The following is a 24002-nucleotide window of genomic DNA, read 5'->3' on the forward strand; positions in this document are numbered from 1 at the left end:
AACAGGCAACGGGAAAGCACATGGCCACCCACGGTTTTGGAATCGTAGGCTGCGGGATGATCGCCGAGTTTCACGCACGGGCCATCGCCGAGATTCCGGGGGCTCGACTCGTTGCAGTCCTGGATCGGAACCCGCCCAAGGCCGCGAAGATTGCCGCGCTGGCGGTCGGGGAATGCCTGGCCTTCGACAACCTCGATGAAATGCTGGCACACCCGGAGCTGGATGTCGTGTGCGTCTGCACCCCGAGCGGCGCACACCTCGATCCGGCGGTCCGTTCGGCGAAGGCCGGCAAGCATGTGGTGGTCGAAAAACCTCTGGAGGTCACCGTCGACCGGGTGGACCAGATCATCCGGGCTTGCGACGACTCGGACGTCCGACTCTGTGCCATCTTCCCCTCGCGATTCTCGGCGGCGAACGTGGCCCTGAAGGCGGCGATCGAGGGGGGGAGATTCGGCCGACTGACCCTGGGCGACACGTACGTCAAATGGTGGAGAAGCCAGGACTACTACGACTCGGGCAAGTGGCGGGGAACCTGGGAACTCGACGGTGGTGGAGCCCTGATGAACCAGGCGATCCACAACGTCGACCTCCTCCAATGGCTGATGGGCGATGTGGAGTCGGTGACGGCCCTGACCGCGACCCTGGCTCACGAGCGGATCGAGGTCGAGGACACCGCCGTCGCCCTGCTCCGATTCCAGAGCGGAGCCCTGGGCGTCATCGAGGCCACCACTGCGGCTTATCCGGGTCTCCTGAAGCGGACCGAGATTCACGGTGATCGCGGCTCGGCCCGGGTCGAGCAGGACGACATAACGCTCTGGACGTTCCAGGAAGAGCGTCCCGAGGATGCCGGGATGATGACCCCGCGAGGGACCACAACCGGCGGTGCCGGCGACCCTCGGGCGATAAGCCACGCGGGGCACCGCGACCAGCTCATCAACTTCCTCCGGGCCATCGACTCCGGGACACCCGCCCAGGTTGATGGCAGGGAGGGTCGGAAGGCCGTCGAGATCATACGAGCCGTCTACCGATCGGCTCGACTTGGCAGCACCGTACACCTGCCGTTGGAGGACGACGTACAGCCGGGACCTCCCTGAATCCGGAGTCCGACGACTTGTCGATCATCAAGACGTTCATCGGACCGTAGCCCTAAGCGCAATCGCAGCGAGTTCCATCGCGGCATCGCGGACCTTGGCGAGTTCCTCCGAGCAGCTCGACCGTTCCGAGACGTCTTCGGATAACCGCTCGATCTCCAGACAAGACTGGACGATCGACCCGGAATATCGGGCCACCTGCGCGGCCATCGATTCGAGTTCGAGCACCGAGAGAGGTGCCGAACTGGGGCGACGAATTAGCGTTTCGTCGATCGCCTCAAGCGCCTCTCGACCGAATTGCCGGATCGCTCTGAGTTTCTGCTCATGCGGTACCCGGTTCGAATCGCTGGGGTCATCGATCAGGAGGTCAGCGTAGCCCAAGATGAGATTGATCGGGCCAACCAGGTCGTGTCTGAGTTGCGATCTGGGTTCCCTGCCATCCGTCCCGGACTTCGTTGATTTGCTCATCGGCGATTTCCCGATGCAGACCGGTCCTGCAGGGCGGTCTCGATCTTGAATAGGAGACGCTGGAAGTCGATCGGCTTCGTATCGTAGTCGTCGGAGCCGGCCGCGAACGCCCTCTCGCGATCCCCGGAGACGGCGTGGGCGGTGAGGGCGATCACCGGAGTGGCTGCGGTGGCAGGATCGGACTTGAGCCTCCGGATCGCCTCCCAACCATCGACCATGGGCAGGCTGAGATCCATCAGGATCAGGTCGAACGAGCCGGAACGAGCTCGGGAGAGGCCGACCGGTCCATCGACCGCAGTCTCGACGGTGAACCCCCGACGCTCCAGGCGTCGAGAGAGCATGTCCCGGTTCATCTCGTTGTCTTCGACGAGCAAGATACGAGGCATCGGATGAAGTCTCTCCCGGCCAACCTAGGAGGGACGGTTTGAAATGGGGGCAATCGATTGAACCCGCTCGACCTCGGAGGGAGGTCTGATGGACGGAACCCGAATTCGATGCGCCTCGGGACCGAGCTGTTCCACCTCGGCTGGCAATCGCATCTCGAAGGTCGAACCTCGTCCCAGTTCGCTCCTGAGCTTGATCTCTCCTCCCATCATCTCGCAATAGCGCCGGGTAATCGCCAGTCCAAGGCCAGTCCCGCCGTATTTTCTCGTCGTGGAGGCATCGGCCTGGACGAACGGCAAGAAGACACGCTCGACCTCGGCGGAGGTCATTCCGATCCCATCGTCGGAAACCTCGAAAACGACCCATTCGCGATTGTCAGCATCGTAATGACGCCGAACAATCAGTGTAATCTTCCCCTTCTCGGTGAATTTCGCGGCGTTACTCAGGAGATTGAGGAGCGACTGACGTACTTTGGTCTGGTCGGCGTGCATGAGTCCCAGGCCAGCGGTGGAATCGATCCTGAGGAAATTCTGATTGACCAGGACCAGGGGTTGAATCGTGGCGGCGACGGACCGGAGGAGCTCGGCGAGGTCGAAGGTCTCCAGGTAGAGTTCCATTCGACCGGCCTCGATCTTGGAGAGATCGAGGACGTCGTTGATCAGGCCGAGCAGTTGTTTCCCAGCCGAGTGGATCCGATCGAGATCGGGGAGGAGGTCATCCATCCGTCGATCGACCGCCTCCTCGCTCAGCATCTCGCTGTAACCGATCACGGCGTTCAGGGGAGTCCGCAGCTCGTGACTCATATTGGCCAGGAACGAGCTCTTGGCCCGATTGGCGACCTCGGCGGCCTCCTTGGCGGCTCGTAGGTCGGACTCGACCTTCTTGGCCTCGGTGATGTCACGAGCAACCTTGGTGTAACCCAGGAGATGTCCCGATTCGTCGAGCACGGGCGTAACCAGCACGCTCGCGAGGAATCTCGAGCCGTCCTTCCGGAAATACCAGCGCTCATCGTCGGCCCGCCCGGTGGTGGCGGCCCGATCGAGCTCGCGCCGAGCGATATCGGAGGCTCGATCCTCCGGCGAGAACAGGCACTCGGCCGGGTGACCGAGTATCTCCGAGTCGGCATACCCGAAGAGACGTTCCGCCCCACCGTTCCAGCTGGAAACCCCGCCCTTGAGGTCGATGGCAAAGATCGCGTAATCACGGACGCTCTCGATCATCAAGCGAAGTCGCCCCTCGCTCTCACGTCTTCGTTCTTCGTCCCGCTTTCGACCAGTCACATCCGTGACCACTCCAACGAAGTGGCTCACCCCTCCATCGGGTCCCTCGACCGGGGCCAGGGTCAGGGCGTTCCAGAAAGTCGTCCCATCTTTCCGGTACGAGAGCATCTCGATCGAGACTTCTCTTCGATCCCGGAATGCGGCCCGAAGTTCTTCGATAGCAGAAGGATCGGTCTCCTCACCTTGCAAGAACTCGATGCTTCGCCCCGAAGCTTCGGACTGGGGATATCCGGTCAGTCGCTCGAAGGCCGAGTTGACATAAATGATTGGTTCGTCTTGATCCGCGGGGTCGGTGATGAAGACGCCTTGCGCGATCGCCCGAAGTCCCCGATCGCGAAGCCGCATCTCGGTCTCGGCCCGGAGCCTCGGGGCGATATCAACGAAGGTGACGACCGCACCCAGCGACTCACCACCCCGACGGATCGGGTGGGCCCGGTATTCGACCGGGATGGAAGTCCCGTCGGCCTTCCAGAACACATCTTCCTCGCCGAGAGTCCCCTGCCCGGTCTGGAACGTCTGGAAGATGGGACATTCCTCGGCAGGAAACGGCGATCCATCGAGACGGGTATGGTGAGTCAGTTCGTGCATATTCCGGCCGAGAACAAGGTCGGCCGAGGCAAAGCCCAGGAGTTCGAGCGCGGCCGGATTGCAGAAGGTGCAACGACCTTCAAGATCGACCCCATAGACCCCCTCTCCGGCCGAGTCGAGGAGGAGGCGCACCCTCGCCTCGCTCTCACGGATGACCTCTTCAGAGACGGCACGCTCGGAGAGATAGCGACGGAGCAAAGCATAAATCGAGCCGATCAGGATCAAGGCCAGCGTGGAGGCCACGGAGAATGTGGCGAAAGCTCGCCAGATACTCGCCTTGCGTTCGGCCATTCTGGAGGAGAGGAATCGGGATTCCTCCTCCTCGATCTCTCCGGCCAAAGCGAGGAGGCGAGTCGTCTGCCCGCCGTCGCGGTCGAGACGAAACCTTCGTCGACCGGCCTCGATCTGATGATCTCGGGCCAGGTCCATTGTTGCCCGGAGTTCGGCCAGTCTTTCATGTACCGCTCGACGGAGCGAATTGCATCGTTCGCGCTGCCCGGGGAGATCATCGGCCAGTTTCGTAAGTCCCGTGCATTCCACGCCGACCAACTTCGCCGCGATCTCGAATGCTTCCAGATCCGAAGGATCGCCATCGACCAGATACCCACGACGCGCGGACTCGGCATCCTTCAGGGCCGAGGTGACATCTTCGACCTCTTCGAGGATTTGTCGAGAATGAATCACGTGACGAGTGCTGGCATACAAATCGGCGAGATCGCTGTACGAAATCAAGGCGTTGGCAGCCAGCACTGTCAAGGACAGGCCGAAGCCCCACAATAACTTACGTTCGGCGATCCGCTTCATCTTGGCCCTCTGGGTGGATCAATCCGAGGGAAATAATCCTCGGAATTCGACCGCCAAGATTGAAACATCGTCCCGGACTCCTGTCACCCCGGACCAGGACTCGACCGCAGCCACCAGTTGGTTGACGACCGAACAAAGTGGCTCGGAGCGTCCCGCCTCGACCGCCCGAAGCAACCGGTCGCTGCCGAGAGCATCGCCCGAATCGTTGACAGCCTCGGGAATCCCATCGGAGAAGAGATAGATCCGGTCGCCCGCCTCAAGCATGACGGACCACTCATTATACGGCTTGGGCCCATCCCCGAGCCCGATCGGGTAGCCCCGACCCGTCAAAACCCTCGCCCCGGAGGCAGAGAGATGGATCGGACCGGGATGACCGGCCAGGGTGTATCGAAATTCTCCGGTCTGCGAGTTCAAGATCCCATACGCCAGGGTCGAATATTGCTCGGTCGAGAGTTCGAAGGGAAAGAGTCGGTTGAGTCGCCCGGCCACCTCCGCCGGGGCCAGCGGTTCAAGACGATCCTCCCCTTCTCCGCCGCGGATGAGGATCGATGAGGCGTCGGTGGGAGGCGAAAGTAGCCGCCCCAGACTGACCGACATCAACGCCGAGGCAACACCGTGACCGCTAACGTCCAGGACATAGATCGCCGCGAGATGGTCGGCCAGCTTGATGGCGCTCAATCCATCGCCAGCAAGTTCATCACAAGGTCGGAAGGCCCAGGAAAAGCCGAGGCCGGGTACCTCCGGAGAGGATCGAGGCAGCAAGGCCTCCTGGATTCGTGCGGCGGCTCTCAGGTCGCGGGACATCCGGGAATTCGCCGACTCAAGGTCGCGGTTCCGCTCACTCAAACGCCGTTCCAGTTGGTGGACCTGATCGACTGCCCGTTTCAGAGCGATCTGGGTCTGAATTCGAGCCACCACGACCGGAAAGTCGAACGGCTTGGTCACATAGTCGTTGGCACCCAAACCTAAAGCATGGATTACGTCGCCGCTGTCGTCCTTCGCCGTCGCCATGATTACCGGTAGTGCGGTGGGGATATGGTGCTCGCGAATGATCTTGAGGACCTCAAACCCATCGAGTCCGGGCATCATGACGTCCAGAAGTATGACGTCAAACGGCCGCTCGCCGATGAAACTGAGCGCGTGTTGCCCATCCTGGGCGACGGTTGCCTCATATCCCAGCCGCTGGAGTCGGCGAGAAAGGAGATCGCGATTATTCGCATCGTCGTCCACGATGAGGACGGAACCCAAACCGTCCGTCATAAAGCTCTTTCGTTTACGGATAGGGATCGAGTCCGACGAATGCCGGGAGTTTTTCTCGATCGCCCGAGACTCGACAAATCGAAACAACCTTGTTCATCATAACGCACGACCGAGCCTGGAGAGACGTTGATTCCGAACCGAGACTGGAAGTGGCGCGTAAAATAGTGATAGTGAAGCGATCTTGTGATTTCTGGAGCCGATCATGACCGCGGCGTATTTCGACGAATTCGACGATCGATTTGAGGACGATGAGACCTGGCTGGACGATTTCGACGACCGTGACGAGGCCTTCGATGCCGCGGCCGAGGCATCCATCATCGATGATCCTGGCCTCGACTGGACCACCTTCGACGGCCGGAAGCGGAATGACCTGGGTTTCCTCCTCGAAGGAGAGGAAGAAGACGCCGAGGACGACGATATCGCGGCATGAAACTGCCATCGCTGAAACCGGAGGCCGGGGGAGATCTCCTCGCCGAGTCGTCCCGAGAATCCGTTAGAGGGGGCAGTTCGACCGAAGGAAGGGGGAGGGCCGCCGTCCGTACGGAGCCCTCGCCGGAACCCTTCAACCCGAGGTCTTTCTTACTTCTGGGGGAGTTCCTTGTATCCGGGAGTCACCTTGGAGACATTGGGAGTTACGTCGATGTCGGTTTGGCCGGTGGCCCAACCCAACGCGCCGAGGAGTAGCCCCTGATATTTGGGGTTCTCCCAGACGTCTTCGCGATGACCCATCGAGGTGTAGAAGACGCGGCCCTTGCCCTGGAGGCGGGCCCAAGTCGCGGGATAGTTGGGGCGTTGATAGTCCCTCCCCATCATGCCTTCGGTCCTCTGGACGAGGATGACGTGTAGGTCGTCGGCCAGGTATTTCTGGCCATACCACTCGTCGATCAGTCGGAACGACTCGGTGCCGAAAGCCGACACGCCAGGGAACTCGGGGTTCGAGATCCCGATGACGGCCTGTTGCTGGGCACCGTGGCCGGCAAAATGTCCCCCGATCATCTTGGTGTAAGGATCATCGGCGCCAAGCTTCCGGTGATCGCCGAAAGTGTCGGTTGCGCAATGCATTCCGACGAAGCCCTTGCCCGATTCGATGGCATCGAAAAAGGCCTTGAGTCCATCCGCCGAGATTGGAGGAGTCTTGTCGGTACCGGGCTGGGTCAGGTCACCTGTGGTCTCGAACGCGAAGGCGTCCCACTGGCCAATCTGATCGGGGTCGAACATCCGACCATCTTTGGAGGCGACCACCTCGAAACCGTGCTCCTTGCCGATTTCGGTGAGGATCCGTTCCGCCAGTGCCGGGCTATTTCCGTTGCGAGCGATGACGGAATGCTGGAAACCGGAACTCTTGGTGAAGAAAAGCACCTTCTTGGCTGGTGCATTTCTCCTCGTCCTGAGGGCGCCCAGCGCGGATTGGCCGAGGAGGGCAGACCCGGCGGCGAGCATGATCTGGCGACGATTCAGGGACATGAGCGACTCTCCCGAGATAAGATCTCGGCGACCAGCCATTGCTTCGGCAAGTCGCCAGGCGTCGAGGCTCATCGTAGCGTCGAGGATGAGTACGGTCACGTTAAAATCAAGAGCGTCGAAAAACCCTCACCTCGGTTCGTTCCAGTTCACGCCAACGACCTGCATGTCCTATGTTTTCTTGGGAGTCGGCGCGGAGGAAAAGCTCGCGGTTCACCTTCATGCACAGAGAAGAGATCGCCGACGTGAGACTTTCTCTCAATCGGAAGAACGTCTCCGCATTCCTTTCGATCCTGCTGATCTCGATCGGGGTCGGAGTCGTAACCTTCCGGGACGTGAGGGCGAGCGTTCGGGAGGTCGATAGGGTCGATCATTTCAGGATCGGCTTGAGTGGCACGGAGCGGTCCAATTTCTTGCTGAAGGATTTCGAGTGCGTAGCCCAGTGTTATGGACTGACCCTCGATCCGCAATATCCCGATTCCGACCCGCAGGCCAAACCTCGTCTCGAGGAGACTTTGGACCGACTGGACTCCGAAATTACCGACGATCGAAGTCATTCGCGACGGTTATCGGTACTTCTTTCCCTCGTACCACCCATCCTGATCATGCTCACTTCCGGCAATGACTCGGGTGATGCAGCCCGGGCGAAGGAACCGGGCATCGCCGCGTATCTCACCAAGCCGATCCGGGCAGCAGAAACGGACGCCTCGGTCAACCGGCTGATACTTGCCCCGGCATGTCTCGAACTTTCCGTTCTCGAGCAAACATCTCTCACCCGGAAATTCGATCGCTATAAGTCCATGGCGGCCCTCGCCGGCGAAGCCGAGCTTCTTGGCGCGGTGGTTTCGCTGTTCCTTGTCGATTGCCCGAGGCTTCTCAGAGCGATCGAGGTGGCGAGTCATCAATCGGATGCCCCGGCCCTTCGGCGGCTCGCCCACACCATCCGGGGGGTCTCCGGTAACTTCGCCATCCCGAAAGTCGTGGAGGCAGCCGGGAGCCTCGAAGCGATGGGAAAGTCTGAGGACTGGCCCGAGGTAAGGCCGGCGTACATGATATTATGCCAGGCCATCGATAGCGTCAGGCCCGCACTCGATGACTTGTGCGTTGGTAGCCGCTGATCCAGAGAATCCTGACCTTCCCAGCGAGACCCATTTCGAATCTCCAGCAACCAATCCTCGCTCTTTTTCTTCTGATCGAGACACTATCATGAATCTGTCTCAAGGCCCCACGATCTGCGAGACGTCTCCTCAGGGAGTGTCCTCCACTTCAAATAGCATCCTGATTGTCGACGATTACATGGTGGACCGTCGGATTGCGGGCGGTATCGTCGAGAAGCTCGCGGGACTTCGCGCCCGTTACGCGTGCAACGGTAACGAGGCGCTCGACCAAATCGCACTCGAAGCCCCATCGGCCGTCCTGACTGATCTTCAGATGCCCGGGATGGATGGATTGGCATTGGTCCAGGAGATTCGAGAGCGACACCCTCGACTCCCGGTCATCTTGATGACCGCTCACGGGAGCGAAGATGTGGCCATACAGGCCCTTCGTGCCGGGGCGTCCAACTATGTACCTAAGAAGTCACTCGCCAAGGAGCTAGGCGAAACACTCCGCCAGATCCTGGAACTCTCGGCGGTCGACCGACATCGTCAGCGCGTTCTCGGAGCACTGATTCGTCGGGAGTCCAAATTCAGGTTGGAAAACGACCCGACCCTGATCACTCCGCTGATTCATTTGATCCAGGAAGACCTCGGTGGCATGGATGTCTGTGATGCCACGGGGCGAGTGCGCGTCGGTGTGGCCCTCCAGGAAGCGCTGGCCAATGCGCTCTACCACGGCAACCTGGAGGTTAGCTCCGATCTCCGACAGGAGGATGAACGCCTCTTTTACAACGTCGCGAACCAGAGACGCGAAATCGAACCATTTCGAGATCGGCGACTCCAGATCGAAACGAGATTGGACCGAGGCGAGGCCACTTATATCATCGAGGACGAAGGTCCCGGATTCGACACCTCCTCGCTCGACCGTCCGATTGACCCCGAGGACCTGATGAGGATTGGGGGTCGAGGCATGCTCCTGATCCGAACCTTCATGGATGAGGTCTCTCATAACTCCAGCGGCAATCGGATCACCATGATCAAGCGGGGAAAAGGGGTAGCCTGACCTATATTTCGCGCAGGCCTCGCGACGGATCAGACCACGAAATTGACGAGCTTCCCCGGCACGACAACCGTCTTGCGGATCGTCTTTCCTTCGAGGAGTCCGATGATCCTCTCATCCGACCGCGCGGTGGCCTCGATCTCATCGGGGCTTGCCTCGGCCGGGACGGTGATCCGGGTCTTGAGCTTGCCGTTAATCTGGACCGGAATCTCGATCGCGTCATCCTTCAAGAGCGATAAATCGAAAGTCGGCCAGGGCTCGTAAGCCAGGGTGGTTCCATGCCCCAGCAGTTCCCAGAGCTCTTCGGCCAGATGCGGGGCCATCGGCGAGAGCAGGAGGGTGAAGGTCTCCATCGCCGATTTCGGACGGACCTCCTGCCCGGTGAAGTAATTCACGAATTCCATGAGTCGGCTGATCGCCGTGTTGAAACGCATCGCATCCAGGTCGTCGGTGACGGCGGCCACCGTCCGGGCGACGAGCTTGGCCTGCTCCTTCGAGAGTTCGACTTCCTGGATCTTCGGATCGAGCCCGATCTCGTCGGCCTCGAAATCCGCCACCAACCGCCAGGCCCGACCCAGGAATCGATAGACCCCCTCGACGCCCTTCATACTCCAGGGCTTGACCGCTTCGAGCGGGCCCATGAACATCTCATAAAGCCGAAGGCTGTCGGCGCCATATTGCTCAACCACGACGTCGGGCGTGATGACGTTCCCCCGGCTCTTGGACATCTTGTGAGCCCGAGCATCGATCCTGATCTCGGGAAGATCCGCCAGGACGAAGCCATCCCCTTTCTTCACGACCTGCTGCTCTTCGAGCTTGATCGCCGAAGCATCCTCCGGAGCGGGGGCCGAGATCCATCGACCGGACTCGTCCTGGAATCCCGTGTATTCGGTCTCTCCCAGGATCATCCCCTGATTGACCAACCTCTGGAACGGTTCGGGGGTGCTGACGTGCCCTCGGTCGAAGAGGACCTTGTGCCAGAACCGGCTATACATCAGGTGGAGCACGGCGTGCTCGGCCCCGCCGACATACAGGTCGACCGGCATCCAGTACTTTTCCAGCGCCGGGTCCCAGGGCTGCGTCTCATTCTTGGGATCGATGTAGCGGAGGAAGTACCAGCAAGAGCCGGCCCACTGGGGCATCGTGTTGGTCTCTCGCCGGTACTTCTCGGAATAACGAACCCACTCGGTCGCCTTTCCAAGGGGCGGCTCGGGGCGGCCTGAGGGCCTGAAGTCGTCCAGTTCGGGCAAAACGACGGGCAATTCCGCCGCTGGCACGGCATGGACGAGATCGTCCTCGTCGATCAGGACCGGGAAGGGCTCTCCCCAATAACGTTGACGGCTGAAAAGCCAGTCGCGAAGCCGGGTCGTCACGGTCTTCCGCCCCAGACCTCGTTCCCCCAGCCAGGCGATCATGGTCGACTTGGACTCGGCGGTCGGCATCCCGTCCAGGGAGAGTCCCAGCCCGCTGGAATTGACGGCGATCCCGTGATCGGTTTCGGCTCGTGCCAGCGGTTCGTCGGCCTGTTCGGAGGATCCCGCCACGACCCGTAAGATTGGCAGTCCGAAGGTCTTGGCGAACTCGAAGTCACGATCATCGTGACCGGGGACGGCCATGATGGCACCCGTCCCATAGCCCATCAGGACGTAGTCGGCGATCCAGACCGGGACCTCCTCGCCGTTGACGGGATTGATCGCGGATCCGCCGGTGAAGACCCCCGTCTTGGACTTGGCCAGGTCGGTCCGATCGAGGTCGCTCTTGGACTCGACGGAGGTCCGATATGAGTCCACGGCCTCGCGTCGATCCGGCGTCGTCAGGCGATCGACCAGGGGATGCTCGGGCGCGAGGACCATGTAGGTCGCGCCGAAGAGCGTATCGGGCCGGGTGGTGAAAACCCGGATGACGTCGGGCTCGGGGGCGTCCGGGAAACCTGAAGCCAGTCGTCGCTCCTTCCAACCCTCGAAATCCGATCCGATCGCGAAGTCGACCTCGGCCCCTTCGCTCCGGCCGATCCAGTTGCGCTGCATGTCCCGGATCGGCTTGGGCCAGTCGACGAGTTCAAGGTCGTCGATCAAGCGATCGGCGTAGGCGGTGATCCGGAGCATCCACTGCTTCAGGGGCATCCGGACGACCGGGAAGCCGCCGACCTCGCTCTTTCCGTCGATGACTTCCTCATTGGCCAGCACGGTCCCGAGTTGCGGGCACCAGTTGACCGGGATCTCGGCCCGATAGGCGAGTCGTCGGGAATCGCGGTAGGCGTCGGGATCGGCCGTCCCCTCGGGAATGGCTAGCTCGACGATGGGCCGTCCCCGGCCTTTCCGATCTCTCCCCTGCGAGTCGGTCCACTCGTGATCGGGGTCATACCAGGTGTCGAACAGCTCCAGGAAGATCCACTGGGTCCATCGATAGTAGGCCGGGTCGGTTGTGTCGACCTCGCGGTCCCAGTCGTAGGAGAATCCCAGCGACTTGATCTGTCGGCGAAAGTTGTCGATATTTTTGCGAGTCGTCTCGCGGGGATGGACATTGTTCTTGATCGCGTATTGCTCGGCAGGCAGTCCGAAGGCGTCCCATCCCATCGGATGCAGCACGTTGTATCCGCGCATCCGCTTGAAGCGGCACAGGATGTCGGTGGCGGTGTACCCTTCGGGGTGGCCGACGTGGAGCCCTGCCCCGCTAGGATAGGGGAACATGTCGAGGATATAGAGCTTGGGCTGCCCCTCGACGAGATCTCCGACGCGGAACGTCTTGTTCCGCTCCCAGTAGGCTTGCCACTTCGGCTCGATTCGCTGGGGATGATACGAGGGCATGGGATAGCGTTCCGGAAACTTCGGGGCGGTCTCGGCCTCCGCCACCCCACACCCTTCGACGAAAAAACCCCACCGAAGTTTCGGGGGGTCGTCGGCCGATCGATTCCGTATCAGGATACCGCTTCGGCCTTGAGCTTGCCAGCGAGGCGACTCGAACGCGTTTCAATATGCCACGCTCGATACTGGACGGAATAATAGGAAAGTGTGTAAGATATCGGATTGAACGTTCCCGATTGAGGGAATCGGCCCCTGCCGCTCCCGTCCGGGAAGTCGGATAGCGCTATTGAGATCGGATAGATCATGGCTCCTCAGCGTCCCCCTCGACGGGGGAACAACTCGCCCCGCGGGCCGAAGGCCCACGCGGGCGGCCCGCCTCGTCGCGAAGGGTCTGCCCCTCGCCGACCCGGTGGCTCGAATCAGGGCCCTCGCCCCGGATCATCCTCACAAGGTCGGCGTCCTGGCGGACCAACGGTCCCTCGGCGTCCTTCGTCCTCCTCTCCCTCGACAACCAGGCCCATTCAAGCGGGCGATTCGTCGGGGCCGGAGCGGCTCCAGAAAATCCTCGCTCACGCGGGCGTCGGATCGCGCCGGGCCTGCGAGGAATTGATCCTGCAGGGCCGCGTGACGATCGGGGGTAAGGTCGTTAAGGAGCTGGGGACCAAGGTCGATCCCGCACGCGAACCGGTGGCCGTCGATGGCCAGAAGGTCCAGATCGAACGCCCGGTCTACTTCGCCGTCTACAAGCCCAAGGGTTATGTCTCGACCAACGATGATCCCTCGGGGCGTCCACGGGTCCTCGACCTCCTCCCCGAAATCCCCCAGCGGGTATACACGGTCGGCCGTCTCGATGAGATGAGCGTCGGCCTGATGCTGCTGACCAACGACGGCGACCTGGCGAACAAGCTGGCGCACCCCAAGTTCGGGGTCGAGAAGCTTTACCGGGTCACCGTCGCGGGGTCGCCACCCCGCGAGGTCCTCACTCAGCTCACCGAGGGGATCTGGTTGGCCGAGGGGAAAGTCCGGGCCAAACGGGTCCGGGCGATCGGCAAGCGAGGTGATTCCACGATCCTTGAGCTCGTCCTGGCCGAGGGGAAGAATCGCGAGGTCCGTCGGATGCTCGCCAAGCTCGGCCACAAGGTGATGACGCTCACTCGGGTTGCCGTCGGCCCGATCACGGTCAAGGGCCTGTCGGCCGGCCAGTTTCGCCCGCTGACAGGTCGCGAAGTCGACCTACTCCGGAGAGTCGCCGCCGGTCAGCCGGTCTCGATGCCCTGGATGACCGACCGAGGGCCTCGTCGAGAAGCCCCGCGTCCTCGGAGGCCGGAGGGCTCGGCTCCGCCCGAACATCGACCCGGCCCGAGAGACTCCGACGGCCCTCGGGCCGCCTTCCGAGGACGAGCGGGAGAATCCCCGACACCCCCACCCCGGAATTTCGATGGCCCTCGTCACCGTCCGCCCGTCCGCCCCGGCGAGGTCCGACATCCTGGCCTCCCGCCGAGCGCTCGCACTAATCAGGGTCGCGGGCCAGGCCCTCGGCCGCAGGACCGACCGAACGAGGGGTATCGCCCCGGGCCTCGAGCGCAGGATCGGCCGAACGAAGGGTATCGACCCGGGCCTCGATCGCAAGATCGGCCAGGAAGAGGCGATCGTCCCGGTACTCGACCTCCCCAGCGTCATTCCGCCGAAGGTCGCGGGCCGGGTCCTCGCCCTCAAGGCGCCCCCGGAGACGGTCCTCGTCGAGGTCCCGGCGATCGTGGCCCTCGCCCCTCGAGCGGGCTTCGCCCGTACGTCGAGGAGGGAAATGAACGACAGGGACGCCCTCAGCAACATGGCCCTCGGCCTTCGAGGGGCGGGCCGGGAGTGGGTCAGAATTCCGGTCCTCGACCACCCAGGCCCAGACTCGGTCCGGTCCCCGAAGGGAAGCCGAACGGCCCTCGCGGTCGTGGACCCGTCGGCGAAGGACCATCGACACCTCGGCGGTCGAGTTCGCCTCCTCCTCAGGATCTCCCTCGACGGAAGGTGATCGGCATGGATTCCGCGCCCGGCCCCGTCTCGGACGATCGGCCGAAGCCCCAAATGAAGCGACCGGTCAATAACGCCCGGAAGCCGCCTCCTCGGCCCTCCTTCGGATCGAAGCCGAAGCCCAGACGTCGGGTTGATGGTGAAGGACCATCGGAATAGGATCCATCCTTCTCATCAGATCGTATGTGGAGGAACTGACCCTTGGACGCCGTCGCCCCAGCCTCAGCCGCCCGCCGATCGGTTTCAATCCTGTTGAATGAGCCGATCGCGCGGGACACATATCGTCTCCGGCTGGACGACCCCGCGATGGCTCGAGCCATCCTTCCCGGTCAGTTCTTGATGATCCGACCGGCCTCGGGAAGCGACCCGCTTCTGGGTCGCCCGTTTGCCCTCTACGACGTGGTCCGAGGGGAGGATGGGCTCCCCTCGGCGATCGACGTGGTCTACCTGGTCATCGGAAGGGGCACCGCGGCCCTTTCCCTGCTGAGGCCCGGCGACGAGGTATCGGTCTGGGGCCCCCTCGGGAATGGCTTCGGCCCACCTCCCGACGGCCCGGTCGTCTTCGTGGCCGGCGGGATCGGCCAGACCCCATTTTTGGCGCTGGGGCGCTGGTGGCTGGGGAAGGCCGGCTATGGAGAGAACGAGAACATACCGAATCCCCCTGCCAGCTCGGCGACGCTGCTATATGGGGTTCGCTCCCTCGTCATGGCAGCCGGGGTCGAGGACTTCGAGGCCGCCGGAATCCCCGTCGAGCTTGCGACCGACGATGGCTCGAGCGGTCACCACGGCTTCGTCACCGAACTGTTGATCGAACGGATCAAACGTGGCGAGCGGCCCGCGAAGGTCGTCGGGTGCGGTCCGCCTCTCATGCTCAGGGCTCTCGCCCGTCTGGTCTCCCAGTACGGGATCGAGTGCGACCTTTCGATGGAAAACCACATGGCTTGTGGTTTCGGGGCTTGCTTCAGCTGCGTGGCCCCGATACTCCAGGCCGATGGCTCGACCGACCTCCGCAGGGTCTGCGTCGAAGGACCGGTCTTCCCCAGCCATTCCGTCGCCTGGGAGAGCTCCGGCTCGCACTGATCCCCGATCCTGGGCCGCGACGTTCAACGTCCGGCCCGATCATTGATCTGATCGCGAAGACGTGCCGCCCGTTCGTAATCCTCGTCGGCAACCGCCTCGTCGAGCTGTTCCTGGAGCGTTTTTTCGACCGAGAATGTTCGGCGAATCTCGCGTTCCAAAGCTCGGAGCTGCTCGACCAGCGCCTCGTTCGGGGTTTCTTCGTGCTCGGGGTCCGAGGCCCAGGTCTGGTGGTGCTCGATCAGTCGCTCAATCCCTTGCCGGATGACATCGACGGCCTCGTCCGGTTTTTCTCGCTCGAGCGCGAGTGCCGCAGCGGCCTGCGTCCGATGGAACAGGACCAGACCTCGGAACCGCTCATGCGAAGCGATGTATTCCGCGTCCGTGGCGTGCTTGTTGACGAAATCCATCAGCGCCAGTGAATGATCGGCATCTTGCAAAGCCCGATCATAGCGCTGGAGACTCATCCAGGCGACCCGACGATGATAGAACTGGGCAAACTCGCGATCGGCCTCGGCACAGTGTTCCGACGACATCACCCATCGATCCGTGCCACGGCTCGATCCCGAGGTCCGGAGCTTGGCCCGATGCCGCAGGTATTCGAGATACGTGGCAAAACTATGCGGCCGGATTCCGTCGGGCCGGGCCTCGACCTCCAGTTGCAATAGTCCCAGTTCGATCCGGATCTGCAGGACGGTCCGTCCGTCGCGAGCCTTGATTTGACGCGCGACCACTTCACCCGTGTTCGAATCGTAGGGCCAGCTTTGCAATGCCTCGTCGATATCCCGGCGCATGATCCACTCCCGCGGGACCCTCTAAGCGGGCCTGACCGTTTCTTGAAAGAATTATAGCAAGTTCATCCCGAGCTCGCAGGAGTCGTCGTGGATTGGTGGCCTCAACCTATCGTTCCGGCTCATTGACAGGAAGGTCCTCCATTCCGATCATCAGACGTTCCGACCCTGCAAGGCACGATAATTGAGTCCTCTCCACGCCCCGAGACCCCGATGTTCACCAGCGAACCCAGCCTGGCCCAGCGGATCGAGCGGATGATCGGCGACACGCCGATTGTTGACCCGCATACCCACATTCGGTGCGATCAGCCCAACGCCCCCGATCTCGCCTCCCTGATGAGCTATCACTGGGTCAAGACCGAGCTGATGGCCGTGGGAATGCCCCCCGAGGATCTCGACCCGACACTCCCCGCCGACCAACGAGTCCGACGCTCGATCCCTCATCTCAAGAAAATGAGAAATACGGCGATGGGCTGGTGCCTCTTCCGGATCTTCCGAGATCTTTACGACTTCGGAGATTCGCAGCTGACCGAGTCGAACTATCGAGACCTCTTCGACAAGGTGGCCGCGACCGGCCAGGATCCACAATGGGCCGGGAGCGTCCTCCGCGATCGGTCGAATATCCGGACGGTCGTCACCAGCCTGGGTAATCGTAGCTCCGATCCCAGTCGGAATCCGGACAACTTCTATTATATGCTGGACGCCCATTATCTGTTCTGTCCGGGGGTCGCCACCGACCTCGAGCCCTTCTTCAACGGCCGTACCACCAAAGGCGAATACGTACCCGCCCTCAACGCGATTTTCGGGGAGATCCCAGCTTCGGGGGCTCGACTGGAACGACTCGTCTTCGAGTGGCTCGACAAGACCGTGACGGGACGAGTCCGGTTCTCCAACACGTTCCTACCGATCGAACATCGTTTCCGGGAGCCTGACCATTCTTCCACCCAGTCGGTCCTGAATCGCGCCATCCAGGGAGGCCCGCTCTCGGATCCCGAGATCGACATCCTGGCGGGTGCGGTCTCCTGGTCGGTCCTGAAGTGGCACCATGAACACCGCAAGGCGTTCCAGATCGCCGTCGGTGCCGAATACTTCATCTGCGGCGGTAAGAGCATCCCCCGGTTCCAGGAGACCTGGACCTCGGAGATGGCCCGCGGGTTCCATCATTTCTCGGGGGCTCGTTTCGACCTGATGATGGCCTCCGACGTGCTGACTCACGACGTCGCGATACTAGCCCGCCAGTTCCCGAACGTCTATGCGTCGGGCTATTGGTGGCATAACTTCTTCCCGATGACGATCGAGAAGATCCTCGGGCTCCGCGTCCAGGTCGCCCCGGCGACCAAGATCGGCGGATTCCTCTGCGACGCCTACTACGTCGAGTGGAGCTACGGCAAGCTCCAGGTCGTCCGCAAGGCGATGGCCGCCGCGCTGGCCCGGCTGGTCGAGGCCCGGTTCTTCGAGGAGGACGAGATCCCCCCCCTGCTCCACCAGATCCTGCACGACACCCCGCGTGATCTCTACGACCTCACCGAAGGTTGACGGGCCGGTCCAGGACGAGTTGCTGCTCTCGATCGGTCCGCAGACAACTCGCCAGGAAGTGGCGGAGAGCACGATGAGTGTGCGTGGCGATGCCGGCGAGGACGGCTCCCGGCATCGATCACCAGAATGCCCCGATGAAGAAGCTGAAGTAACGGACTCGGTCACCTTCGGCCTTCGAGACCGGGAACGCCAGGTCGAAGGCCAGGGGAAGTTGGCCGGTAATCTGCGGGATCACCACCCGGAGGCCGGTCCCGACCGCGGCCCGGAAGGTGGTGAAGCTATAATCGGCCTCGACGGTGCCGAAATCGCAGAAGAAGACCTGCTGGAGCTTGTCGCTGGCCGTCCAGGGGAATTGATACTCGATCGAGCCGATCGCCGTCATCACGCCACCGGTGTTGACACCCAGGACGTGGGGACCGACACCGCGATAGTAAAAGCCTCGCATGCTCCGGAAGTCGCCCGCGAAGAATCGCTCGTAGATCGGCGTATCACGTCCGGTCACTCCGTAGAATCCCCGGAGGGCGAGCGTCCGCTTTCCCGAGCCATCGGGGCGGCTCCCGAGGGTGAAGTGCTGACGCCCTTCCAGCGTGAACTTCGGGAACGAGAAGGTTCCGAACCCTTGCTCGAACGCCGCTTCGAGGTACGAGCCCTGACTCGGGGCGTTCGGGTTGTTCCGGTTGTCGAATCGAATCGAGGGCCGGAGCGTGAACAGGGTCGTCGATCCGGATACGGCGAGCAATTCCGCCGGGGCTGGGTACGAGAATCCGGAGATGTTTACATCCTCGATTCGTGCCGCGATGTCGGCGTAGGTCTGCGGGCCGTACTGATACCCCAGCGACACGCGACCGCCGCTCCGCCGCTCGTTGAAGTCGGGATAATTTCGGGTGAACTGGTAGCCGGACACGCCCAGGCCGATCGGGAGATCGAAGAGGTAGGGATCCCGGAAGCTGACGACGTATCGATTAATGAGCGTGCCGGGCGAGAGCTCGACCCGGAATTCCTGGCCTGCCCCGCGGAAGGCTCGGCCGCTGCTGAGATCGGCGAAGGATCGGGGGATCGCGAACAGGTCGAAGTTCGACTCGTGGAAGATCAGGTTGCCGCTGAGGCCACCCTGACTGCTACCGCCGACGCCGAAGAGGAGGCGGCCGGTCGGGGCCTCGTCGACATTGGTGACGATGTCGGCATAAGCACGGTTCGGGTTGGGCTCCTGTCGGTCGGGACCGACGTCGTTCATGTTGTTGTTCGGGAGGCTGGGAAAGAACCCGGGGTCCTCGCCGCTGGGCGTGTTGGGGACAGGCCGGTTTCCCGGGACTCCCTGTGGAGGACCGGCGGGGATGATCGGCGCCGGTCCGGGTGGGACGGAGTTGGCCGGCGGGGCGAATGATGGGCCGAGGCCACCGAATGGCATCAGACCCTCCGGGCCGGCCGGGGCCGAGCGTGGTGCGGAGGGAGCGGGATCCGGTGTCAGGATCTCGGGAGCGGGCACGTCCAGCGGAGGCATGGCCGGGGGCTCGCCGGGAAGCTGGAGGTCCGGATCTGGGCTCTGCATCCGGGTCAGATTCACCCCGTTGGGATCGAACGAGACGTCCATCCCGAACGGCTTGTCGCCGGGCCGTTTGTTGACGATCTGGACGTCGATGGGCTTGCCCTGGGCCGGGTCTTTCACGAAGTACCCGGTGTTGCCCAGCCTCATCTTGAACTTGTCGATCCGATTCAGGTCGAGCACTTCTCCGGGCAGGACTCCGGCCATCAGGGCCTCGCGACGAACCACCTTCTCCTTGGTCCGACCGCTACCCCGAACGATGAACTGACCGACGTAATACGGCTCTCCCTCCTCGATCCGATAGACCAGGTCCACGAATCCGGGTTCCTCGGTGACGGGCTGGTCTTTCTCGATGTGAGTATCGATGCAGCCGATGCTCCAGTAGCGGGTATTTATCGTCTTGAAGTCGAGATCCCGCATCCCTTCGTTGTAGGGCTGGCCGGCCTTGAGCAGCAGCCCTTCGCGAAGCTCCGCCTCGGGGATCTTCTTGTTGCCCTCGAAGACGATGTTCCGGACCTTATATTGCGGCCCTTCGGAGATCGTGAAGGTAATCTGCTCATCCCCGAGCGAAGCCCCCGGCCGAGCCACCGCGGAGATCCGGACGTCGAAGAACCCATTATCGGTGTAGTAGCGGATCAAGGCCCGTCGATCGCTTTCCAGGCCGTCCTTGTGGCGTTTGGCCATGAGGCCGAAGAGGCCCTTGCGACTCTCGATTTTGGTGGCGAGAACCGCATCCTCGACGAACGAGTTCCCCACGAAATCGATCGAGCCGATCTTGAATTTCGGCCCCTCGTAAATCTCGATGATGACGCGAGTATCGCCGGCGTTCCCCCCTTCGATGAGCCGGATCTCGGCCTTCTCGAAGCCCTTCTCCTCGTAGAGCGTCTGGATCTGCTGGACCGCCAGGCGGGCTCGGACCGAGTCGGCCCGCCCACCCTTCTTCAGCCCGGTGGCCTCCTCGATGTCCTTCAACTTGACGTGGCCCATCGAGCCATTCAGTCCGATGAACTGGACGTCGCGCAGGATCGGCATTTCCGTCACGCGGAAGATCAATATGATCCCCTTCCCCGCGGCCGTCTGATCATCGAAGACCGGGGCGACCTCGGAGAACCACTTCCGTGCCAGCAGGGTCTTCATATCCTGCTCGACGGTGGCCCGATCCAGAGGGCGCCCGACTCGGCTCTTGATCTCGGCACGGACCTGCTCGACCGTGATCGAAGTGTTACCCTCGACCTTGATCTCGGAGATCGTCCCTTCGGGCAGTTGATTCGATTTCGCCGCGAGAACCGAGCCCCCGAGTGCGAGGATCAATCCCGCAATCAAGAGCGAAGCTCGCAGGCACGCGGCCCGGGCCTTCGTCGATTCGATCGCCGCGGCCATCCCTGGCGTGGGCGGGTTCTGAAATACGCCGAGTGTCATGCTCGATCGGTCCCGATGATGGCCCCCGACGCGTGCCCCGCCGTTGGGCGGGGGCAATTCGCCGAAGGTCAGGAGTTACCGATAATCCCCGGGACGCCCCGGCAAAACCCGGCCGATCCGGCCAAGGCTCTCGATCCGGGGGGAGGTCCAGGCCCATCCTTGGGCAAAGGCCTCAATAGGTGTACGCGATGTGTGGGGGCCTTGTACCCAAGACAAAGGGATGACGCAAGCCCGGATGTTCCCGAGGAAGACTTAAAAGTTTCTGTCCGACTTCTCGACCTTCCCCCCGGCGCGAAGCAGGCCGACTAGACCGTCGAACTCGCATCGATCGTCGTGAAACACGAATCGATAGACCGGCCCGACGCGATTCGTCGGGCAAAGCCAGACCTCCTCCCCCACCCTCCAGGCCTGGAAATTCTTGTGGATACCCCGAGGGAGCCCGATGATCCCCCCCCCCGGAGAGACCTCGGGAGGATGATCTCGGAGATAGCGATCGGTGCAGAGGGACCGGAGATTCTCGATGTCCTGACCATTCGCTGCGGTGAGGATCTGGGTATACGCAAGGACGGCCCGGCGGGTCATCATCAGCGAGCGAACGCCCCAACTGGTCGGAACCGCCAACGCGGCAACCAGGACCAGGACTATTGTCAACCAGACCGCTCGCGAAGGTGATTTCACGAGACACCACGGAGTCGGGCCTTGATCCGCTCGGCGAGACCTCGGGTCAGCGCCCGTCGATCGGTCGCGGCGGCAATCCGGTCGAGTTCGGCCAAGAGCCCCCCATCGCCCCAGTCATGCCCCCGGTCCAGGTAGCCCACCAGGGCCCGGCCGACGACATGGCCGAAGTATCCGGCGGACGCCCCTTGAGTCAGGGCCCCGGCCAGATGACCCAGGCCCGGCACAAGTTTGAACGCTCCGCCGACTAACGTCCCGGCCAGCGAGCCCCAGAGCACCACCCGCCCCCCCCGGATCAACTCGCCGGCAAGTTTCCGGGCGACCTCGGTCGTCATCGGCTCTCCATAAACCTCGGCGACTCGTCGGACCAGGATCGTCAGGCCTCCCGGCCCGGTCAGGAAGTCGAGCAGCGGAATCGGGTTCACGGCCAGGGCCACGGCCAGCGCCACGCTCGTCTCGTCGGCCACCCGCTCGGCCCGAATCCGGAGCCGAGCCCGATCGACCGCACGACCCCTGAGGTGCTGGTCCACCCCGGCCGACGCCCCCGCCAGCGCCTTGAGATCACCCGCCGAATCGTGAAGGCCTTCGAGGAGTCGAGCTTCCAGGACCCCCACCTCGGGGAGCCCGCGAACGGTCTCGATCCGATAGGCGCCGTTGGTCAGTGGGACTCTTCGACGGAGGATCGGTGCCGCGGCGATCGGGATGATGTCCTCGGCCGGGATCAGCCCTTCCAGTCCGATGCGGACGGCTCGCAGGACGGCATCACGTTCCTCGTCGTCGAGCAGATCCACCTTGTTCAATGCCACCACCATCGGCTTGCCGGCCTCGCGGAGCCCGAGCAAAGCGTTGCGGGCCGTGGCCGTCAGGTCTTCGGCGAGGACGAACAGGACGAGGTCGGCTCGGCGGGCCGCTTCGGTCGCGAGATGACCTCTCCCCTCGTCGCCCACTTCCTCCAGACCCGGGGTATCAATCAGCCGGACGGTATAAGCTGGCGTTGAATTTGATTCGCGTCCCTCGACCTTCGGGACGAAAGCCTCTGGTGATTCGAGGCCCTGAGTCTCTGACCGGCCCTCGCTGACCACTCGCCAGACCACCTCCGCGACCTCCGCGGTCGTCCCGCCGATCGGCCCGGCCGGGCGTTCCTCGCGACCCGCCAGGGCGTTGATGAGGCTCGACTTCCCGGCGTTGATGATCCCGTAGACGGCGACATCGAGGGTCAACCCGCTCACGTGCCGACCTTCCGCCGGAGGTCATCGCGAAGCCGCTCGACGACCGAGTCGGTCTTGGCCTGCATGAGAATCTGCTGGATCACGGTCTTGATTCCCAGCGTCCCCCACTGGCAACCCTGCTGGAGGTAGACCTTGGCCGCCCTTCCGAGGACGTAAGAGGTCCAGGACGCCGTGGCACCCGTACTCAAGCCGATCGCCCCGTATCCCACCGCAGCCAGCGGGGCAGCCATACCACCCGAAGCAATTGTGGTCCCGGCCAGGAGTGCCTTAGCCCCGCCGATCATCAACCGACCGGCCAGCTCGACCGCCCCCAGGGCACCCATCGCCTTGACCATATCCTTGATCAGACTCACGGCCGTCCGACGCGTCAAGGGGATCCCGTAGACCCGGCTTAGCGCGACGATCATCCCCACATCCACGGTCAGACCTCCCGCCATGTCCAGTACCGGGAGCGGGTTCAGGGCCACGGCGGCCCCCTTGGCCAGCGCGAAGTTCCAGATCAGCCGATTCGCCGCGTCTTCGCGAATCCGGACCTTGTGCGCGACGATCGCCTCGTGAACATCTCCCGCGAAGAGGAGAGTGTTCAAGGCCACCAGGGCTTTACCCTCGTGCTCTAGTACTTCGAGGATCCGCTTCTTGAGAGGCTCGATGACGGGAGTCGGTCGTTCCCAGACGATGGACGAGGTCCCATCGGGGCGCTGGAGCTTGACCTTGAAGGGGTCGGGCCGCGCCGCGGTCATCACCACGTCTTCGGGACGGATCAGGTGCCGGACCCGTTCGTTGCTGATCTTGGAATAGATCAGGTCACGGTCGGCGTCGGGATAGCGGTCGATCTGGTTGAAGACCAGGAGGATCGGCTTCTGGGCTTCCCGGAGTTCGGCCAGGGCTTCGAACTCCCGGCGCTGCATGTCGCTAGAGATGACGAAGAGGATCAGATCGGCATGCCGGGCCACGTCGCGAGCAAGGGCCTCGCGGGCTTCTCCGCCCACCTCGTCGATCCCCGGCGTGTCCACCAGGACCAGTTTCGCCTCGTCCCAGCCCGGCCCGATCGGCCTCGATATTTCCCAGCGCTGCGAGGCTCGCTCGACGGTCGTCCCGTGGGTGGATCCGGCCTGGAAGACCTCCTGACCCATCAAGGCATTCAGGACCGAGGACTTGCCCCGGCTGACCATCCCGAATGCCGCGATCTCGACCGAGGTCTCGTCCAGTTTCTTCGTCAACTCGCGAAGCTGAGCGATCTCGGGACCCAGGGCCCGCTCCTCCTCGGGGGTGAGTTGGAGGGCATTCAGGGTTTCTTCCAGGCTCTCGCGGGCGCGTAGGACCAGGCCGTCGGAGTCGTCGAGCTGTTCGAGGACGCCCTCCAGGGTGGGTTCGGAGATCGGATTCGGTTCTTGATCGGCGGACGACATG

18 protein-coding genes are annotated in these 24002 nt (G+C 62.7%); 7 read left to right on the forward strand and 11 right to left on the reverse strand.

What is annotated here, in order from left to right:
* Nucleotides 1-20 precede the first annotated feature (20 nt).
* Nucleotides 21-1094, forward strand: coding sequence for a Gfo/Idh/MocA family protein (locus P12x_RS21995; protein ID WP_435006975.1), 1074 nt, complete (start codon nt 21-23; stop codon nt 1092-1094).
* A 36-nt stretch (nt 1095-1130) separates the two neighbouring features.
* Here the strand turns inward: P12x_RS21995 and P12x_RS22000 are convergent, their stop codons facing one another.
* From P12x_RS22000 to P12x_RS22015, 4 genes are all read right to left on the reverse strand, one after another.
* The gene (locus tag P12x_RS22000) at nt 1131-1472 is read right to left on the reverse strand and encodes a hypothetical protein (protein ID WP_435006976.1); all 342 of its coding nucleotides are present in this window, start codon (nt 1470-1472) and stop codon (nt 1131-1133) included.
* Nucleotides 1473-1555: 83 nt separating this feature from the next.
* Nucleotides 1556-1945, reverse strand: coding sequence for a response regulator (locus tag P12x_RS22005; protein ID WP_435006977.1), 390 nt, complete (start codon nt 1943-1945; stop codon nt 1556-1558).
* A 24-nt stretch (nt 1946-1969) separates the two neighbouring features.
* Complete coding sequence (locus tag P12x_RS22010; RefSeq protein WP_435006978.1) at nt 1970-4615, reverse strand: PAS domain S-box protein; 2646 nt, start codon at nt 4613-4615, stop codon at nt 1970-1972.
* An 18-nt stretch (nt 4616-4633) separates the two neighbouring features.
* Nucleotides 4634-5875, reverse strand: a complete 1242-nt coding sequence (locus tag P12x_RS22015) for a PP2C family protein-serine/threonine phosphatase (protein WP_435006980.1) — start codon at nt 5873-5875, stop codon at nt 4634-4636.
* A 202-nt stretch (nt 5876-6077) separates the two neighbouring features.
* On the opposite strand from P12x_RS22015, the gene P12x_RS22020 reads away from it, so the two are divergent.
* On the forward strand, nt 6078-6305 hold the full coding sequence (locus P12x_RS22020; protein WP_435006981.1) for a hypothetical protein: 228 nt from the start codon (nt 6078-6080) through the stop codon (nt 6303-6305).
* Between the two features lie 149 nt (nt 6306-6454).
* Here P12x_RS22020 and P12x_RS22025 read toward each other — a convergent pair whose 3' ends face one another.
* Nucleotides 6455-7339, reverse strand: a complete 885-nt coding sequence (locus P12x_RS22025; RefSeq protein WP_435006982.1) for a ThuA domain-containing protein — start codon at nt 7337-7339, stop codon at nt 6455-6457.
* A 218-nt stretch (nt 7340-7557) separates the two neighbouring features.
* On the opposite strand from P12x_RS22025, the gene P12x_RS22030 reads away from it, so the two are divergent.
* Nucleotides 7558-8454 (forward strand): Hpt domain-containing protein, encoded by an 897-nt coding sequence (locus P12x_RS22030; protein WP_435006984.1) that lies wholly within the window; start codon nt 7558-7560, stop codon nt 8452-8454.
* 88 nt (nt 8455-8542) lie between these two features.
* The gene (locus tag P12x_RS22035) at nt 8543-9496 is read left to right on the forward strand and encodes a response regulator (RefSeq protein ID WP_435006985.1); all 954 of its coding nucleotides are present in this window, start codon (nt 8543-8545) and stop codon (nt 9494-9496) included.
* Nucleotides 9497-9525: 29 nt separating this feature from the next.
* Here P12x_RS22035 and leuS read toward each other — a convergent pair whose 3' ends face one another.
* Nucleotides 9526-12300, reverse strand: coding sequence for a leucine--tRNA ligase (gene leuS, locus P12x_RS22040; protein ID WP_435011709.1), 2775 nt, complete (start codon nt 12298-12300; stop codon nt 9526-9528).
* Nucleotides 12301-12600: 300 nt separating this feature from the next.
* Between leuS and P12x_RS22045 the strand changes: the two genes are divergently transcribed.
* Both P12x_RS22045 and P12x_RS22050 read left to right on the forward strand, forming a co-directional pair.
* Nucleotides 12601-14481 carry a pseudouridine synthase gene (locus P12x_RS22045; RefSeq protein ID WP_435006986.1) on the forward strand — a complete coding sequence of 627 codons (1881 nt, stop codon included), beginning with the start codon at nt 12601-12603 and terminating at the stop codon, nt 14479-14481.
* A gap of 147 nt (nt 14482-14628) precedes the next feature.
* Nucleotides 14629-15402 (forward strand): dihydroorotate dehydrogenase electron transfer subunit, encoded by a 774-nt coding sequence (locus P12x_RS22050; protein WP_435006987.1) that lies wholly within the window; start codon nt 14629-14631, stop codon nt 15400-15402.
* A gap of 23 nt (nt 15403-15425) precedes the next feature.
* On the opposite strand, the gene P12x_RS22055 is transcribed toward P12x_RS22050, so the two are convergent.
* Nucleotides 15426-16193: a UvrB/UvrC motif-containing protein gene (locus P12x_RS22055; protein ID WP_435006988.1), complete on the reverse strand. Its 768-nt coding sequence runs from the start codon at nt 16191-16193 to the stop codon at nt 15426-15428.
* A 210-nt stretch (nt 16194-16403) separates the two neighbouring features.
* Here P12x_RS22055 and P12x_RS22060 point away from each other — a divergent pair, with 210 nt between their 5' ends.
* Nucleotides 16404-17726, forward strand: coding sequence for a hypothetical protein (locus P12x_RS22060; protein WP_435006990.1), 1323 nt, complete (start codon nt 16404-16406; stop codon nt 17724-17726).
* A gap of 118 nt (nt 17727-17844) precedes the next feature.
* Here P12x_RS22060 and P12x_RS22065 read toward each other — a convergent pair whose 3' ends face one another.
* From P12x_RS22065 to P12x_RS22080, 4 genes are all read right to left on the reverse strand, one after another.
* A complete protein-coding gene (locus P12x_RS22065; RefSeq protein WP_435006991.1) occupies nt 17845-20688 on the reverse strand; it encodes a POTRA domain-containing protein in 2844 nt (947 codons plus the stop codon).
* Between the two features lie 252 nt (nt 20689-20940).
* Entirely contained in the window at nt 20941-21339 is a 399-nt protein-coding gene (locus P12x_RS22070; protein ID WP_435006993.1) for a hypothetical protein, read from the reverse strand.
* A 23-nt stretch (nt 21340-21362) separates the two neighbouring features.
* Nucleotides 21363-22592, reverse strand: a complete 1230-nt coding sequence (locus tag P12x_RS22075; protein WP_435006994.1) for a DUF697 domain-containing protein — start codon at nt 22590-22592, stop codon at nt 21363-21365.
* Complete coding sequence (locus tag P12x_RS22080; protein ID WP_435006996.1) at nt 22589-24001, reverse strand: DUF697 domain-containing protein; 1413 nt, start codon at nt 23999-24001, stop codon at nt 22589-22591. The genes P12x_RS22075 and P12x_RS22080 overlap by 4 nt, the downstream gene beginning before the upstream one ends.
* Nucleotide 24002: the final 1 nt, after the last annotated feature.

The organism is Tundrisphaera lichenicola (genome assembly GCF_051175385.1).
In the GTDB taxonomy this organism is placed as follows: Bacteria; Planctomycetota; Planctomycetia; order Isosphaerales; family Isosphaeraceae; genus Tundrisphaera; species Tundrisphaera lichenicola.